The following is a 14,702-nucleotide window of genomic DNA, read 5'->3' on the forward strand; positions in this document are numbered from 1 at the left end:
GTTTCGCTCGTTTCGGGCGCCGTGGTGGAATCTGCTGCCTCCATACCGAAGGCCCGCAGTCGGCGTCGAATCGTAACACCGACGCGAGCGGATCGCTGCATGCTTCGCGCGAGCGTGGGCCGGCCTCGGGATTGACGCTGACGAACCGCCAACCCTGCGCGTTCCCGTCCTAGCGCTGAAACACAGTATTGGCAGTCGCCCCGTCTTCACAGGCTAACGGAGATGTCCTAATGTGAGAATCCGCCACGGGTCGTCGCCGGATGGGTAGCCACAACGCGATAGTACCTTACGGGGACGGGTCTTTCGTCGGGACCCACCACCCCATGGCGGAAGATCACAACCGGCGTGACTCCGCCCTTGCCGAACCAAACGCCGCGATGGCCGACCGCCACCACAGCGCCTTTCCGAAACTGACGGAATCGTGTCCCCCCGGGAGAAACGCAAGAAATGGCTCGCAGCAAATCAGTCCCCGCACAGTCCGAGCACGAACGCCTGCAACAAGCCAACACGGGCGCCGCGCCCTGGAAGAAGTGGGGCCCTTATCTGGCCGAACGCCAGTGGGGCACGGTTCGGGAAGATTACAGTCCGTCGGGCGATGCCTGGAACTATTTCACCCACGATCAGGCCCGCTCGCGCGCCTACCGCTGGGGCGAGGACGGCCTCGCGGGTTTTTGCGATGACCACCAGATTCTCTGTTTCGCACTCGCTCTTTGGAACGGGCGCGACGCGATCCTGAAGGAACGCCTGTTCGGGCTCTCGAACAGCGAAGGCAACCATGGCGAGGACGTCAAGGAATACTATTTCTACCTTGACAGTACACCGACCCACTCGTACCTGAAGTGGTTGTACAAATACCCCCAGGGCGCCTTCCCCTACGAGGATCTGGTCGAAACGAACCGCAAGCGAAGCAGGCAGGAATCGGAATACGAACTGCTGGACACCGGTATCTTCGACGGCGACCGCTACTTTGACATCACCGTCGAGTACGCCAAGGCAGCCCCCGACGATGTACTGATCGCGATCACCGTGATCAACCGCGGCCCGGATCCAGCCACGGCGCATCTGCTGCCCACCCTGTGGTTCCGCAACACGTGGTCCTGGGCTGGCGGCGGCACGAAACCCGAGTTGTCGGCAGCCGGCGGTGCCGATTCGGTCGCGATCAACGCTCACCATACGGATCCCCTGTTCCAGCGATTTCTGGACGACTACACGCTGGACTGCGAAGGATCGCCCGACCTGCTCTTCACCGAGAACGAGACCAATCAGGCGCGGCTGTTCGGCGGCGTCAATGCCGGACCTTACGTGAAGGACGGCATCGACGAGTATCTCGTGCAAGGCAAGAAGACCATCAATCCTGCGCAGCGAGGGACGAAAGCCGCCGCTCATTACCGACTCGACCTGGCACCCGGTGAAACCCGGATGTTGCGGCTACGACTCGCCAGCGCCGAAGCCCGCACCGCAGCGGTGCCTTTTGCGGATTTCGAAGCGGTGTTGACCGCGCGCCGCACGGAGTCCGACGCCTTCTACGCGCAAATCATTCCGCCTGCCGTGCAGGCTGACGTCGACCGCGCCCGCGTCATGCGTCAGGCCCTGGCCGGCATGCTGTGGACGAAACAGTACTTCTACTACGACGTCGACCGATGGCTGGAAGAGCGCGATGTTCGTCCGGAAACCAAACCCGAGCAGCGGCGGCAAGTCCGTAACAGCGACTGGTTTCACATGTACGCCGACGACATCATTTCGATGCCGGACAAATGGGAATACCCGTGGTTCGCGGCCTGGGACCTCGCCTTCCACATGATCCCGCTGGGCCTCGTCGATCCGGCCTTCGCAAAGGCGCAACTCGACCTGATCCTGCGCAACGATTATCTCCACCCGAACGGGCAGATCCCAGCGTATGAATGGAATTTCGGAGACGTCAATCCGCCCGTGCATGCCTGGGCGACGATACACACCTATCTGCTCGACCGGGAACGGAATGGCGGCCAGGGCGACATCGATTTCCTCAAGTACGCCTTTTCGAAGTTACTAATCAACTTCACGTGGTGGGTCAACCGCAAGGATCAAGGCGGCAACAACATCTTCGAAGGCGGGTTTCTCGGCCTGGACAACATCGGCGTCTTCGACCGCAGTTCTCCGTTGCCGACCGGCGGCTATATCGAGCAGGCCGACGGTACCGCCTGGATGGTTTTCTTCAGCCAGCAGATGCTGCGGATCGCCGTGGAACTCGCGTTGCATGATCCGTTGTACGAGGAGTACGTGGAGAAGTTCTTCGAACACACGATGTGGATCGGCGGCGCCATGGACTGCATCGGTGTCCAACAGGACGAATTGTGGGACGAAGACGATGGATTCTTTTACGACGTGCTACGTCTGCCCGATGGCACCTCGACCCGCCTGAAAGTGCGCTCCATGGTGGGTCTGCTGCCGCTTGCCGCCATCGCGGTGTTTGAGGACGATATCCTGAGCCGCCTGCCGTGGTTCGGACAACGCGCCGCCGCCTTCATGGCGCGGCACCCGGAGTTGTGCGGCACCGTCCATTTGCCCAACGAACCCGGTGTTGCCGGGCGGCGGATGCTCTCGTTGTTCACCGCAGACAAACTGCGCCGCATCCTGTCGCGGATGCTGGATGAAAACGAATTCCTCGGCGAGTTCGGCATCCGGGCCCTGTCCCGCTTCCATCAGGAAAATCCTTTCGTGTTCCATGCCAACGGACAGGAGTTCCGGGTACAGTACCTGCCCGGGGATTCGGACAGCGGGATGTTCGGTGGCAATTCGAACTGGCGAGGGCCGGTATGGATGCCCGTCAATCTGCTCCTGTATCTGGCGCTGATCCGTCTCTACACCTATTACGGCGACGAGTTCCGCGTGGAGTGTCCCACCGGCTCGGGGCAGCAGATGACCCTGCTCGAGGTGGCGAAGGAACTGGGCGAGCGCCTGACCCGGTTGTTTCTACGCTCGCCCGAGGGGCGCAGACCGGTTTTCGGCACGGCGGCCAAGTTCCAGGAGGATCCCCACTGGCGCGATTTGCTGCAGTTCTACGAGTACTTCCACGGCGACAACGGCGCCGGCCTCGGTGCCAGTCACCAGACCGGCTGGACCGGCTGCATCGCGCGCATCATCCAGTTGAACAGCGTGTTAACCGCCGAAGCCTTGTTGCCACCCGGGACAGACGGCAAGATGTTTGCTCATTCGGTATCGAAACCGTAGCGGGTGTGCGGTTGCCCACGCCCGTCCGCCCCGTGGCCTGCGATGCAACGCATCCTCCGCCCCACAGACACAAACTCAGACGCTCATGATACTCGCCGGTGATATTGGCGGAACCAAGACAGTTCTCGCCCTGTACGGTGCCGAAGATCCGATCGACCGCCCGTTTCGTTCGCAGAAGTTTGCCAGCGGCAGCTACGATGCGCTGGAACCGATCATCGCCGAGTTTCTGCGCGGCATCGAACCCACGCCGCGCGTCGGTGCCTTCGGCATCGCCGGGCCCATCCAGGGGCGCCGTGTACAGACGACCAACCTGCCCTGGCTGATCGACGCCGACGAACTTGAGAGACGCTTCCATTTCCGCGCCGTGGACCTGCTCAACGATCTGCAGGCCACGGCCTCTGCCGTGCCCTTCCTGTTGGCCGATGACATTTGCACCCTGAGTGCCGGGGCGCCGGTGCCACAGGGCCCCATCGCCGTGATTGCCCCCGGCACGGGCCTTGGCATGGCCTTGATGGTCCCCTCCGATGACGGTTATCGCGCCCTGCCCTCCGAAGGCGGCCATAGTTCGTTCAGTCCGGTGACGGCTGATGAGCTCGGGCTACTGACCTTCCTCCAGGACCGCTTCGGCCATGTGAGCTTCGAGCGCATCTGCTCCGGCAGCGGCCTGCCGAACATTTATGACTACCTGCTCGGCACCGGCCGGTACGAGGAGCCCGATTGGCTGCGGGAACAACTGGCCACTGCGGCCGACCGGACCCCGATCATCGTAGCGGCAGCAATGGAGCAGCGCGCTCCGCTATGCGCCGCCACACTCGATCTGTTCGTCACCACACTGGCGAGCGCCATCGGCAACGTCGCCCTACTGACGCTGCCGACCGGCGGCATCTACCTCGGTGGCGGCATTCCGCCCCGCATTCTGTCGCGTTTGCGCCACCGCGACTTTCTGGAGAGAATCGTGTCGAAGGGGCGCTCCCGCAGCCTGATTGAACGGTTTCCGGTTCATGTGATCCTCGACGCGCAGGCGGCGCTACACGGCGCCGCCTGGCACGCGCGCCGGAAGGCCGGCGAAGTCCCTGAGGACGACACGGCCCCTGATTGATTGACCAAGACGGGCCCTTCCTTGTCGACCACCGGTCCCGCGTACGGATCAGAGAACGGCCGGCTGTCCCCCACCGAGCCAGAGGAACTGGCCGTCACCTTGCACTCACGCGCCTACGGCACGGCCGGACCGCCCGTCGTGATCCTACACGGCCTGCTCGGCTCTCATCGAAACTGGCGTTCAATCGCCCAGTCGCTGGCAGCGGATCATCGCGTCCATGCGGCCGATCTCCGCAACCACGGCGAGTCCCCGCATTCGGACCTGATGGACTATCCACATCTCACGGCGGATGTGGCCAGCCTGATCCATGGTCTCGAGCTCGGGCGGGTACGACTGATCGGGCACAGCCTGGGTGGCAAGGTCGCGATGTGTCTGGCGCTGGCCGAACCGGACCTGGTGGAGTCGGTGGCCATCGTCGACATGGCGCCGGTGGCCTACCCGAACCGCAATGCACCTATTCTGGAAGCCCTTCGCACCCTGCCCCTTGCGGAATTGTCGGACCGGCGCAGCGCCGACCAGCAACTCGCGGCAAGGATCCCCGATACGTCCCTGCGTCAGTTCCTGCTGACCAACCTCGTGCAGACCCACGACGGGTTCTCCTGGCAGCCCAATATTGCGGTCCTCGCCAGTGCCGGCCCGGTGCTTTCCGACTTTCCCGCCTTCAGTCCTGAGACGGCCTTCCCCGGACCGGCCCTGTTCATCTCCGGGGCCTTGTCCCCCTACCGGATCATGGATCATCGCGACGCCATCGGCACGCTGTTCCCCGAGGCCAGGCATCGCGAGATCGCGGGCGCCGGACACTGGCCGCACGTGGAGACCCCGGCCGAGTTTCTCTCGGTTCTCCGGGATTTCCTGACCGCACGTAGCTGACCTCGACCGCTGCCCGAGCGTGTGTGGACCACCGTACTCCCCACCGCTCTGACCGGCTTCGATATCCCGCGAGGCGGACCCCGCAGCAAGTCCGCTCATCTCGGGCCGAGGCCTCCTATGCCGCCCGCGCAGAGGTTTGTCTATGCTCCGCAACGGGCGTTGCCAGTGCCGGCGTTGCTGCCGCACCGGTAGTGATCGACAACACGACCGGTAACTGACGCGGATTCCAGCCGGCAGGGGCGCTGGTCACCTTCCGCCTGCGTGGTACGGCAGCCGTCTCAAGCCCGCGCAACTCCAGCGCAATGTTGTCGTCCACCGCGGAGCGGCGGTAGTCGTAGAGGGTCTCGAGGATGTCCTGGTCGATGAACTGAGCCCGATGCCCGTCGATGATCAAGGAACTGCATGGTTCGACCTGTTCCAACAACTCGCGCAGTAATGGCTTGTTCAGGAAAGAGACGTCTTTTTGCAGGCGCAGAAGGTAGTTGTTGCCATCCCGAGTCAGGGTGAGTGCGGCATGGAAGTTGGCTCGCATCACGTAGAAAAGACCGCACAGCATGCCGATCCCCATGCCCTTCAGCAGATCCGTGAACAGGATTGCGATGATGGTGACAACGAAAGGCACGATCTGGTTCGTCCCCTTGCGATAGAGTTCCATGAACAATTTGGGCTTCGCCAGTTTGTAACCCGTCAGCAGCAGAATTGCCGCAAGGCAGGCCAGCGGAATCATGTTCAGAACTCGCGCGATGAACAGGACGCTGACGAGCAGGAGAATGCCATGCAGGAAGCACGAGACCTTGGTATGCGCGCCGGCATTGATGTTGGCCGAGCCGCGGACGATGACCGCCGTCAGGGGTAGCCCCCCGAGCATGCCGCTGAGGATATTGCCCAAGCCTTGCGCCTTGAGTTCCCGGTTGGTCGGGGCGACCCGACGCAAGGGGTCGAGCTTGTCGACGGCTTCGAGGCTCAGCAAGGTTTCCAGGCTCGCGACGACCGCCAGTGTCCCGGCCACCACCCAGACTTGCGGGTCGCTGATGCGGGAGTAATCGGGAAAAGTCAACTGATGGATGAAGCCGTCGAGATTGTCGATGGACGGCAGGCTGACCAAGTGGTGTGCAGCGATCGCCAAGGTCGGGGAAATCTCCGGCGCCAGCTGGTTGAAGGCAAGGCCCCACAGCACCGCGACCAATGGCCCGGGAATGAATCTGAGCCACGCCAACTTCCGGATGGCTGGCGTTTCCCACAGCAGCATGATCAGAATGGATACGGTGCTGACGATGATCGCGCCCGGCGAGATCGCCTTCAACGCAACCGCGATCTCGGACAAGGTGGTCTGGGAGTCCAGTTGAAGATAGGCCTCGTCACCGACGAAATCGGCGTCATAGCCCACCGCGTGAGGAATTTGTTTCAGGATCAGAATAATTCCGATCGCCGCCAACATGCCCTTGATCACCGACGAGGGGAAGTAAGCCCCGATGGTGCCCGCCTTGGCAAAGCCCAGGACCGCCTGCATGGCACCGGCGAGTACGACGCTGAGCAGCAAGACCTGAAATCCGCCCAACTGCTCGATCGCAGCCATGACAATGACCGTCAGGCCCGCAGCCGGCCCGCTGACGCTGACCTGCGAACCACTGGCCCAGGACACCACCAGGCCTCCGACGATCCCCGCGACGATGCCCGACAGCAAAGGCGCACCCGAGGCCAGCGCGATCCCGAGACACAAGGGCAACGCGACCAGGAACACCACGAGTCCGGCAGGTATGTCCTGTCCCAGGTGCGCCAGATAGTAGTTCAGTTGTTTGCGAATCATACGGTGGTCTCCTCCGACGGCGATCTGAGCAGAGTCGGGAAACGGGTTCCCGACGCCGGCGAGTCGGCATTCCGCAAGCAGCGGTCAGTCAGCGCGACACGCGTGTTTTGTTTTGTTAGCGAATGAAGGCCGGACACGGCATCGATATCACGTTTCGATCCGCAACCACCTGTCGTTCGCGATCGAAACCATACGCCCCGGAATCGGGATTTGCAAGTGGCCATTCGCAGATATGACCAGCCGTCGGTGTCGCGCGGAAGTCTGAGCGCGGTCCGGGTTCTGGCTTCCCGCCCTGGCACTGAACGCGGTGCGAATGCCTGGTCCCGCACCGCATATCCGCCCTAACTTACGGCCGACCTGACAAAACATGCCCCATGTTGGGTTTTCGACACGAAGCGACAGTCATACATCACTGTTTTTATTGATTTCTGAGAATGGCACAACAAGTGCTGGGGAGTGAAAGGCGACTTTCCTGTCTAAGCGAAGACCGCGCTGAGCGCGCGCGAGGAGCGCCGCGTAGTCGCCGTTCCCGAACCGCCTTACGCCGCTGAGTGGCGGATCCTTTTCTTGGCGCAACCCGGACCGTTCCCATGCCAAACCTGTTCAAGCTCGCCTTCGCGACCGACGACGTCCGTCAGGTCAATCAACCATTCACGTCAGCCAAGACCTTCGCTGTCTATCACGTCAACCCCGACCGCGCGGAACTGGTGAAGGCGGCTGACTTCAGCGACCTCGCCGAGGAAGAACACGACACGCGACTGAGGGCAATGATCGAACTGCTCGACGGATGCGGCGCAGCGATCTATTGCGAGGCGATTGGAGCATCCGCTACGGAGCGACTGATGGAGAGCGGCATACAGCCGATCCGAGTCAGCCGCGGGGCCCACATCGCAGAGCTTATCCACGGCTTTCAGGACAGCCTGAAGCGCGGAGTGCACGAGGGTCCCCACCAGGCATAGCGGCCGGGACCGACCGCGATATCCCGCGAACGGATTCGTTAGGGATCCGATTCTTCGCCGCTTTCGGGCCCGAGTTGCGTCGGTGCGAGCCCTCCGCGAACGCGAGAAACGCGCCGGCTCAACCGGAATGCGCGATCCGCACTCCAATGGCTTCGAGGACGATACCGACCACGATGGCGGTGATGCCGATCCAGGCATTTTCGGGTGCCAGTAACAGCAAGATGGCGCCGATGGTCATCAGACCATAGGCAACACGGCGGCGACGGCGAGGATCTTTGATCATGACGGCGTTCGCTCGGGGCTGGGTTGGGGCTTCGATTATACGACCCGATCGTTCGTTCAGCGCGCCGCCGGAAATACCGTATTTAACCCGGCGCCGGGCGCCGCGTCCCCAGATGAGCATACGGCGGCAGGGTCTGCAGACGCGAGTCGACCAACGGCCCGCCAACGGTGAAGTGGTAGAGGCTCTGGAGCACCGTCCCTTCCAGTCCCAGAAGCTCATGCACGGACTCGTCGAAAAAGCAGCCGATCCCGGTCCCGCCAACTCCCGCGGCTCTCGCTTCCAGGTAAAGCGCCTGACCGATGAGGCCCGTTTCCCAGAATAGCCGCCGGTACACCCAGGGGCCCTCTCGCAGGCCCGCGTCGAACTCGGCCAGCATGCCCAGGCTGAAGGCACTGTCGGACGCGATCGCCTGGTGGCACGAAAGCATTCGGGCCGCATCCCGCGCGTCCCCTACCGCCAGCCGAAACAGCGGCAGCGACTCGGGTCCAACCTCTGCCCACTCGAATTGGTCCCGGAAGAGCGGCGCCGTTCTGGTCTTGTCGACATCGCCGCGCCAAAACACATAGAGCCCGGGCTCAAGACCTGGCACGCGGTGAACGAAGAGCGCCAGATGGACGCGTGGCGCCCACGGCCAGCCGGACCAGGGCGGACACCGTTCGCGGAAGCCTGTAGCATCAAGTATCCGGAACAGGGTGTCGGCAGCGACCGGCGTGACGCCATCGAAGGCCTGCGCGCTGCGCCGCGTGCGAATGACCTCGACGGCGGCGAGTTCCGAACGGCAGGGAATTTCCGGCCATGCGGCCGTCCCGGGGGGACCGGATGTCGTAAGGGTTCGCGGCTTGAGGCTCGCGGCGTGGACCTCCTCGATCACAGGCCAGTCGTGACGGTGGCTCGCGCTCAAGCGATTGGCCTGACCGCTCCATGTGCCGCTCTGCACCGAGGTGAGCAAGCGATCGATATCGATGGCGTCGGGGGTGGAAGCGGCCGGTCCGACCCAGCACAGCAGATCCGGTGCTTCTCGCTCGGCGCCGGCAAAATCGGCCTCCCGGTCCAGTCCCAGCAAAGCCGCGATATCCTCGTCGCCCCACGCCTCCAGCAAGTGAACCGACCAGCCGAGTACCGCCGCGGCGTAATTCAAGGCACCCAAGGCATGACCGACATCGTGCTGACAGTAACGGAAGGCTCGTTCCCCGTACTTCCATGCCTCCCGCCAAAACACGGAACTCAGCGCCACGAGGCAACCGGAAAACGCCAAGTCGGCGCGGCAGCGACGTTCCAGTGCATGCCCATGGCTGTGGTAGTGATAGACACCTCCGGGCAGGAACGGTTGCCCCGGGGTAATCAGGTACGCCTCCGTCGGGTGAAGATTTCCACTGGACGGGTTGCACCGCAGCGCCCAGCGATCCTCGCCATAAACTTTCCAGGCCGACAGCCCAAACGAGAGCTCAAACAACAGCCCCAACGCTGCCAGATCCGCTTTGGCCGCGCCGATGTACCCGGGCTCGAACAAGGCACGATACGGGATGAGGTTCCGCTCGCTGACCAGCGGTAGGGGAACCCGCTCGGCGCCCTTGAATTCCCTGAACGGGCTCGGCTGCGTAGCCCAGTCGAGATGGCCAGGGCCTGCCGCGTAGCGCTCGAACGCGTGCTTGGTCCGCTGGTGGTAGGCGTAGACCGTCTCTTGAGCTGATCTCACTGACATCTTCGGTAATCCATTCCACGGAAGGATTTGCGTGCCGTCACCGATGACTTGCTTCTCCGGGCGGCTCAGTTAAACCGGCTGAGCAGGGCCTCGGTCCGACTTCGCGACCATCACTGCTTGCTGTCCGTCCCATCGGCGGATGTGGACTCCAGGCGGTCCAGCAGGATGGCGACGAGCATGTCGCTCATCACATTCACTGCCGAGCGACAGCGGGCGATGATCCAATCGACCGGCAGAATCAGGGGGATGGCCGCAGCGATCATCGCATCGGGCAAACCCACCGCACCGAGCACGAGCGGCAGCACGATCAGGCCGGCCTCCGGAATGCCGGCGATGCCGGCCCCCGCGAAGACCGAGGCCATCAAGACCACGCCCTGCTGCGGCAGGCTCAGCGCGTAACCTGCCGCCTGAGCCAGAAACAGGGCCGTCATCGCTTCGTACAAGGTGATGCCGTCGTTGTTCAGATTGGTTCCGACGCAAGCAGAAAGCCGCGCCGAGCGATCCGACACACCGAGCTTTTCCGTCAGGCATTTCAAGGTGACCGGAACCGTCGCGAGGCTGCTATTGGTCGACAGCCCCGTCAGAATCGCGTCGGCACCGCCGCGCAGATAAACCGAGGGACGCTTGCCGCCGAACAGCCACGCAACCGCGGGATAGTAGACGAGCGAGTGCAGCGCGAGTCCGGCGAGTATCGTCAGCAGGAACACCCACAGGATACCGAAGACCCCGATACCGGCCTTGCCCACCACCTGCGCCACGACCCCGAACACGGCGAACGGGACGATCAGGATGATCCACTCCAGCATCTGGACCAGCACCTGGTACACCGTTCCCACCGCTCGCTCCAGCGACTCGATTCCCCGCAGGTCGCCGGCAGCGTGCTGGCTGCGGCGCACGGCCCGCAGCGCCACCCCGCCGAGCAGTGCCAGGAGCACGATGCTGAGCACATTGTTTTTCAGGAACGGCTCAAGCAGGCTCTCCGGCACATACCCCGCGAGATTGCTGAGTGGGTTCAGGGAGACGTTCGGGGCGCGCTGGGGAGGCACCAAAGGTCCGGGAGACTTGCTCTCGACTTCCCGCGTCAGTGCCGCAAGATCGCCAGCCCAGGCAGTCCCGGGAGACCAGGTATTCATGATGGCCAGACCGATCGCCATCGCAACGCTGACGTTGATCAGGCAGATCGCAAGCAAGCGCATGCCGTGCCGGGCCGACAACTCCGAGCGGATGAACCCGTCCAGGATTGCGAACAGGATCAGCGGTGTCGCCAAAGCCTTCAGCAGGCGAACGACCAGCGTTCCAAGTTGTCCGAGATACTCGTTTTTGAGTCCGAACAGGTAGGGATCGCTACCGAAGGTGACGCCCAGCACCGCGCCCGAGACAACGGCGATCAGCACCTTCAGATACAGCGGCATGGCAGGCACAAGCGTGGCGTGAGACCGAAGACACAGTCGGCATCATCGTGCCTTGCACGTTGATCCTGGGTTCAAGCTTACCCAAATCGGAGGCCCCTCACTACCCGAGGCGCGTTTAGAGAGCCGAGGTGCGCGGCTCGCCCCCACGCCCCGCGCTAACGGTCTCGAACCTTTGCGCAGCGCACAGACCTACCGTCCCGACCAACGCCCCTGCTACAATCGCCGCCCTTTTTCCATCTGTAAGCCCCGCCAAGAGGACGCGCGTTTGCCCCAATTCATTCCTGGCCAGCGCTGGATCAGCGACACTGAGCCCGAACTCGGCCTCGGCACCGTCGTCGACGTACACGCCAACCGTGTCACGATCCGGTTTCTCGCCTGCGGCGAAGAACGCATCTATGCGGGCGCCACCGCGCCGCTGACCCGCGTCCGATTCGTACCCGGCGATACGGTGGAAGATGTGGACGGCAATGTCCTGACCGTGACCGCCGTCGCCGAGGACGCGGGCCTGCTCGTCTATGAGGGTAAGGCTGCCGATGGCACGCCGCTGTCCCTCGAAGAGATCGAACTCAACCATTTCATCCAGTTCAACAAGCCGCAGGACAGGCTGTTCACGGGCCAGATCGACCCGGTGAGCCTGTTCCGGCTGCGCCTGGCAACGCGCCGCAAACTGGCCGAGCTCGAGCAGTCTGCGGTGCGGGGTCTGATCGGTGCGCGCGTCAGTCTGATCCCTCATCAGATATTCATCGCCAGCGAAGTCGCCGGCCGCCCGGATCCACGGGTGATGCTCGCCGACGAGGTGGGGCTGGGCAAGACCATCGAGGCCGGCTCGATCCTGCACCATCGCCTGCTGACCGGTCGGGCCGAACGCGTTCTGCTGATCGTACCCGAGCCTCTGCTGCACCAATGGCTCGTGGAAATGCGCCGGAGATTCAATCTCCGCTTCAGCCTTTTCGATGAGGAACGCTACTCCCAGGCGGAGCAAAGCAATCCGTTCCTAGCAGAGCAACTCGTGCTTTGCAGTCTGGACTTCCTGCTGGCGGATCCTGACCGCGCAGAGCAACTCATGGCTGCCAACTGGGATCTGTGCGTCGTCGACGAGGCCCATCACCTGCATTGGACTCCCGGGCAGCCCAGCCCCGCCTACCTGCTCGTCGAACGGCTTGCCCGCAGCTGCCCGGGCTTGCTGCTGTTGACCGCCACGCCCGAACAATGGGGGAAAAGCGACCACTTTGCCCGCCTGCGCTTGCTCGACCCGGAGCGCTTCCACGATCTGGCAGCCTTCCTGGAAGAGGAACGTCATTACCGGGAACTGGCGGAAGTGATCGATCGACTGATCGATGAACGCCAACCCAGTGCCCAGGTTCTCACACGGCTCGCCGAGGTGCTCGCTGCGGATGGCGCCGAGACCCTCCTGTCCCAACTCGGTGAACCGGACAGCTTTGCCGTTGCTCGAGCCGCCCTGATCCAGCTGATGATCGACCGGCACGGCACCGGCCGTGTCTTGTTTCGGAACACCCGCGTCACCGTGCAGGGTTTCCCCGACCGGGAACTCCACCCCCACGCCCTCGAACTGCCCGAGTTTTACCGGACTGCCCTGAGCTCGGTTGCCGCGCAACCCGAGGACCATCTCCATCCGGAAAGCGTGCGGCTTCTCGATGAGCCTCAGTCAACGACCGACTGGCCGCGGCACGACCCGCGCGTGGCGTGGCTCGTCGGTTTGCTGAAACGTTTGCGACCCGCCAAGGTTCTGGTCATCTGCGCCAAGGCAGCGACGGCGGTACAGCTGGAGTTGGCACTGAGACAACAGGCGGGAATCCGTTGCGCGGCCTTCCATGAAGAACTGACGATCGTGGCGCGCGATCGCGCCGCAGCGTGGTTTGCCGACCAGGAGACCGAGGGGGCTCAGGCCCTGATCTGCTCCGAAATCGGTAGCGAGGGCCGCAACTTCCAGTTTGCGCATCATCTGGTGCTGTTCGACTTGCCGTTGAACCCCGATTTACTTGAACAGCGCATCGGTCGTCTCGATCGGATCGGCCAGACGGCGACGGTCAACATTCACGTGCCCTACTTTCGTGGCAGCGGGCAGGAATGCCTGCTGCGTTGGTACTCCGAGGGTCTTGATGCCTTCCGACACCCCTGTCCGGCGGCCCAGGCCGTGCTGGCACAGGTTGGCGCCGATCTGCGCGACACGCTCGTCCACCCCGACCCGGAGCGGCTGGAAGCGCTGGTGCGCCGTTCGCAAAACTTGCGGGAGGAACTGGCGGACGCGCTGCATCGCGGTCGGGATCGCCTCCTGGAGCTGAGCTCCTGCCGCCCCGACGCCGCGAGCCGCACGATCGATCAGATCGCTGCCATCGACCGCGATCCCGAGCTGTCGTCCTATCTGGAGCGTGTGTTTGACCACTTCGGCGTCACGGTCGAAGATCACTCCGCCCACTGTGTGATCCTGACGCCCAGCGAACACATGCGCGTCCCGCACTTTCCGGAGTTGCCCGAAGACGGGCTGACCGCGACCGTCGATCGCTCGATCGCGCTCGCACGCGAGGACATGGCTTTTCTGACCTGGGAGCATCCACTGGTGCGCGGTGCCATGGATTTGCTGCTGAACGGCGAATACGGGAACGCCGCCTTGAGCCTCGTGCGAGGCTCCGGCCACCCCCCCGGTCAGCTGTTCGTCGAAACCTTTCACATCGTCGAATCGCCCGCGCCAAGGCACCTGCAGATCGGACGCTTTCTGCCGCCTCACTTGATCGAGAGCCGGATCGATGCGCAGGGTAATGAGGTGTCGGCGGAAGACACGCCGGATGGTTCGGACCTCGACGAGTCCATTCCAGCCGCGACGGTGGCTCCCTTCCTGCGGAACCAGCAGCGATTGATCGAGCGCCTGCTGAAGCGTGCCGAACGATTGGCTCACCGTCGTCTCGCCAGCCTGGTTGCCGACGCCGAGAGTCTGATGTTGACAGTGATGACCGACGAGTTGAAACGGCTAGCTGCACTGCGCAGAGTGAATCCTTCAGTGCGGCGGGAGGAACTCGATCGCCTCAAACAGGAAGGCGTGGCATTACATCACTGCATACAGTCCGCCCAACTAAGACTCGATGCGGTGCGCATCGTCCTGACCGTCTGATGCCGTATCGAGGCCGGGTCTCGCTTGCCGGGCCGGCGCCCGACGGCCCGCGCCGTCCGATAGAGTCCCGCGCTCTGTCCTCGGCGGAATAAGCGCGTCGCGTCCGGCGCGGCCCCTGCGCGACCGGTTTTGCTATCATTCCGTGCAATGTTGACAAATCCTTCGCCCTGGATGCCCGACGCCGCTTGCGAAACCGCCTTGATCACGGCGGACTGCCGGACGGGTATCTGACA

At 63.3% G+C, this 14,702-nt stretch carries 9 protein-coding genes; 5 read left to right on the forward strand and 4 right to left on the reverse strand.

Annotation, left to right across the window (positions count from 1 at the left end):
* Positions 1–447: 447 nt before the first annotated feature.
* The 3 genes from BWR02_RS12220 (at position 448) to BWR02_RS12230 (ending at position 5,179) form a co-directional block, all read left to right on the forward strand.
* Positions 448–3,210, forward strand: coding sequence for an MGH1-like glycoside hydrolase domain-containing protein (locus tag BWR02_RS12220; RefSeq protein WP_201276249.1), 2,763 nt, complete (start codon positions 448–450; stop codon positions 3,208–3,210).
* Positions 3,211–3,295: 85 nt separating this feature from the next.
* Positions 3,296–4,309 carry a glucokinase gene (gene glk / locus BWR02_RS12225; RefSeq protein WP_139558046.1) on the forward strand — a complete coding sequence of 338 codons (1,014 nt, stop codon included), beginning with the start codon at positions 3,296–3,298 and terminating at the stop codon, positions 4,307–4,309.
* Positions 4,310–5,179 (forward strand): alpha/beta fold hydrolase, encoded by an 870-nt coding sequence (locus tag BWR02_RS12230; RefSeq protein WP_201276250.1) that lies wholly within the window; start codon positions 4,310–4,312, stop codon positions 5,177–5,179.
* Between the two features lie 115 nt (positions 5,180–5,294).
* Here the strand turns inward: BWR02_RS12230 and BWR02_RS12235 are convergent, their stop codons facing one another.
* Entirely contained in the window at positions 5,295–6,986 is a 1,692-nt protein-coding gene (locus tag BWR02_RS12235; protein ID WP_139558047.1) for a SulP family inorganic anion transporter, read from the reverse strand.
* 590 nt (positions 6,987–7,576) lie between these two features.
* On the opposite strand from BWR02_RS12235, the gene BWR02_RS12240 reads away from it, so the two are divergent.
* Complete coding sequence (locus tag BWR02_RS12240) at positions 7,577–7,945, forward strand: NifB/NifX family molybdenum-iron cluster-binding protein (RefSeq protein WP_139558048.1); 369 nt, start codon at positions 7,577–7,579, stop codon at positions 7,943–7,945.
* 118 nt (positions 7,946–8,063) lie between these two features.
* On the opposite strand, the gene BWR02_RS20895 is transcribed toward BWR02_RS12240, so the two are convergent.
* The 3 genes from BWR02_RS20895 to BWR02_RS12250 form a co-directional block, all read right to left on the reverse strand.
* Positions 8,064–8,228, reverse strand: coding sequence for a hypothetical protein (locus tag BWR02_RS20895; RefSeq protein ID WP_162560122.1), 165 nt, complete (start codon positions 8,226–8,228; stop codon positions 8,064–8,066).
* Positions 8,229–8,310: 82 nt separating this feature from the next.
* Positions 8,311–9,930, reverse strand: coding sequence for a SagB/ThcOx family dehydrogenase (locus tag BWR02_RS12245; RefSeq protein WP_139558049.1), 1,620 nt, complete (start codon positions 9,928–9,930; stop codon positions 8,311–8,313).
* A gap of 110 nt (positions 9,931–10,040) precedes the next feature.
* The gene (locus BWR02_RS12250; RefSeq protein WP_139558050.1) at positions 10,041–11,342 is read right to left on the reverse strand and encodes a dicarboxylate/amino acid:cation symporter; all 1,302 of its coding nucleotides are present in this window, start codon (positions 11,340–11,342) and stop codon (positions 10,041–10,043) included.
* 265 nt (positions 11,343–11,607) lie between these two features.
* On the opposite strand from BWR02_RS12250, the gene rapA reads away from it, so the two are divergent.
* The gene (gene rapA, locus BWR02_RS12255; protein WP_139558051.1) at positions 11,608–14,469 is read left to right on the forward strand and encodes an RNA polymerase-associated protein RapA; all 2,862 of its coding nucleotides are present in this window, start codon (positions 11,608–11,610) and stop codon (positions 14,467–14,469) included.
* Positions 14,470–14,702: the final 233 nt, after the last annotated feature.

The organism is Methylotetracoccus oryzae (genome assembly GCF_006175985.1).
GTDB classification, from domain to species: domain Bacteria; phylum Pseudomonadota; class Gammaproteobacteria; order Methylococcales; family Methylococcaceae; genus Methylotetracoccus; species Methylotetracoccus oryzae.

Excerpts from the sequence above, each read along its gene's own strand:
- BWR02_RS12250 (WP_139558050.1), bottom strand. The coding sequence starts at position 11,342 with ATGCCGCTGTATCTGAAGGTGCTGATCGCCGTTGTCTCGGGCGCGGTG.
- BWR02_RS20895 (WP_162560122.1), bottom strand. The coding sequence starts at position 8,228 with ATGATCAAAGATCCTCGCCGTCGCCGCCGTGTTGCCTATGGTCTGATG.
- BWR02_RS12220 (WP_201276249.1), top strand. The coding sequence starts at position 448 with ATGGCTCGCAGCAAATCAGTCCCCGCACAGTCCGAGCACGAACGCCTG.
- BWR02_RS12245 (WP_139558049.1), bottom strand. The coding sequence starts at position 9,930 with ATGTCAGTGAGATCAGCTCAAGAGACGGTCTACGCCTACCACCAGCGG.
- BWR02_RS12240 (WP_139558048.1), top strand. The coding sequence starts at position 7,577 with ATGCCAAACCTGTTCAAGCTCGCCTTCGCGACCGACGACGTCCGTCAG.
- BWR02_RS12235 (WP_139558047.1), bottom strand. The coding sequence starts at position 6,986 with ATGATTCGCAAACAACTGAACTACTATCTGGCGCACCTGGGACAGGAC.
- glk (WP_139558046.1), top strand. The coding sequence starts at position 3,296 with ATGATACTCGCCGGTGATATTGGCGGAACCAAGACAGTTCTCGCCCTG.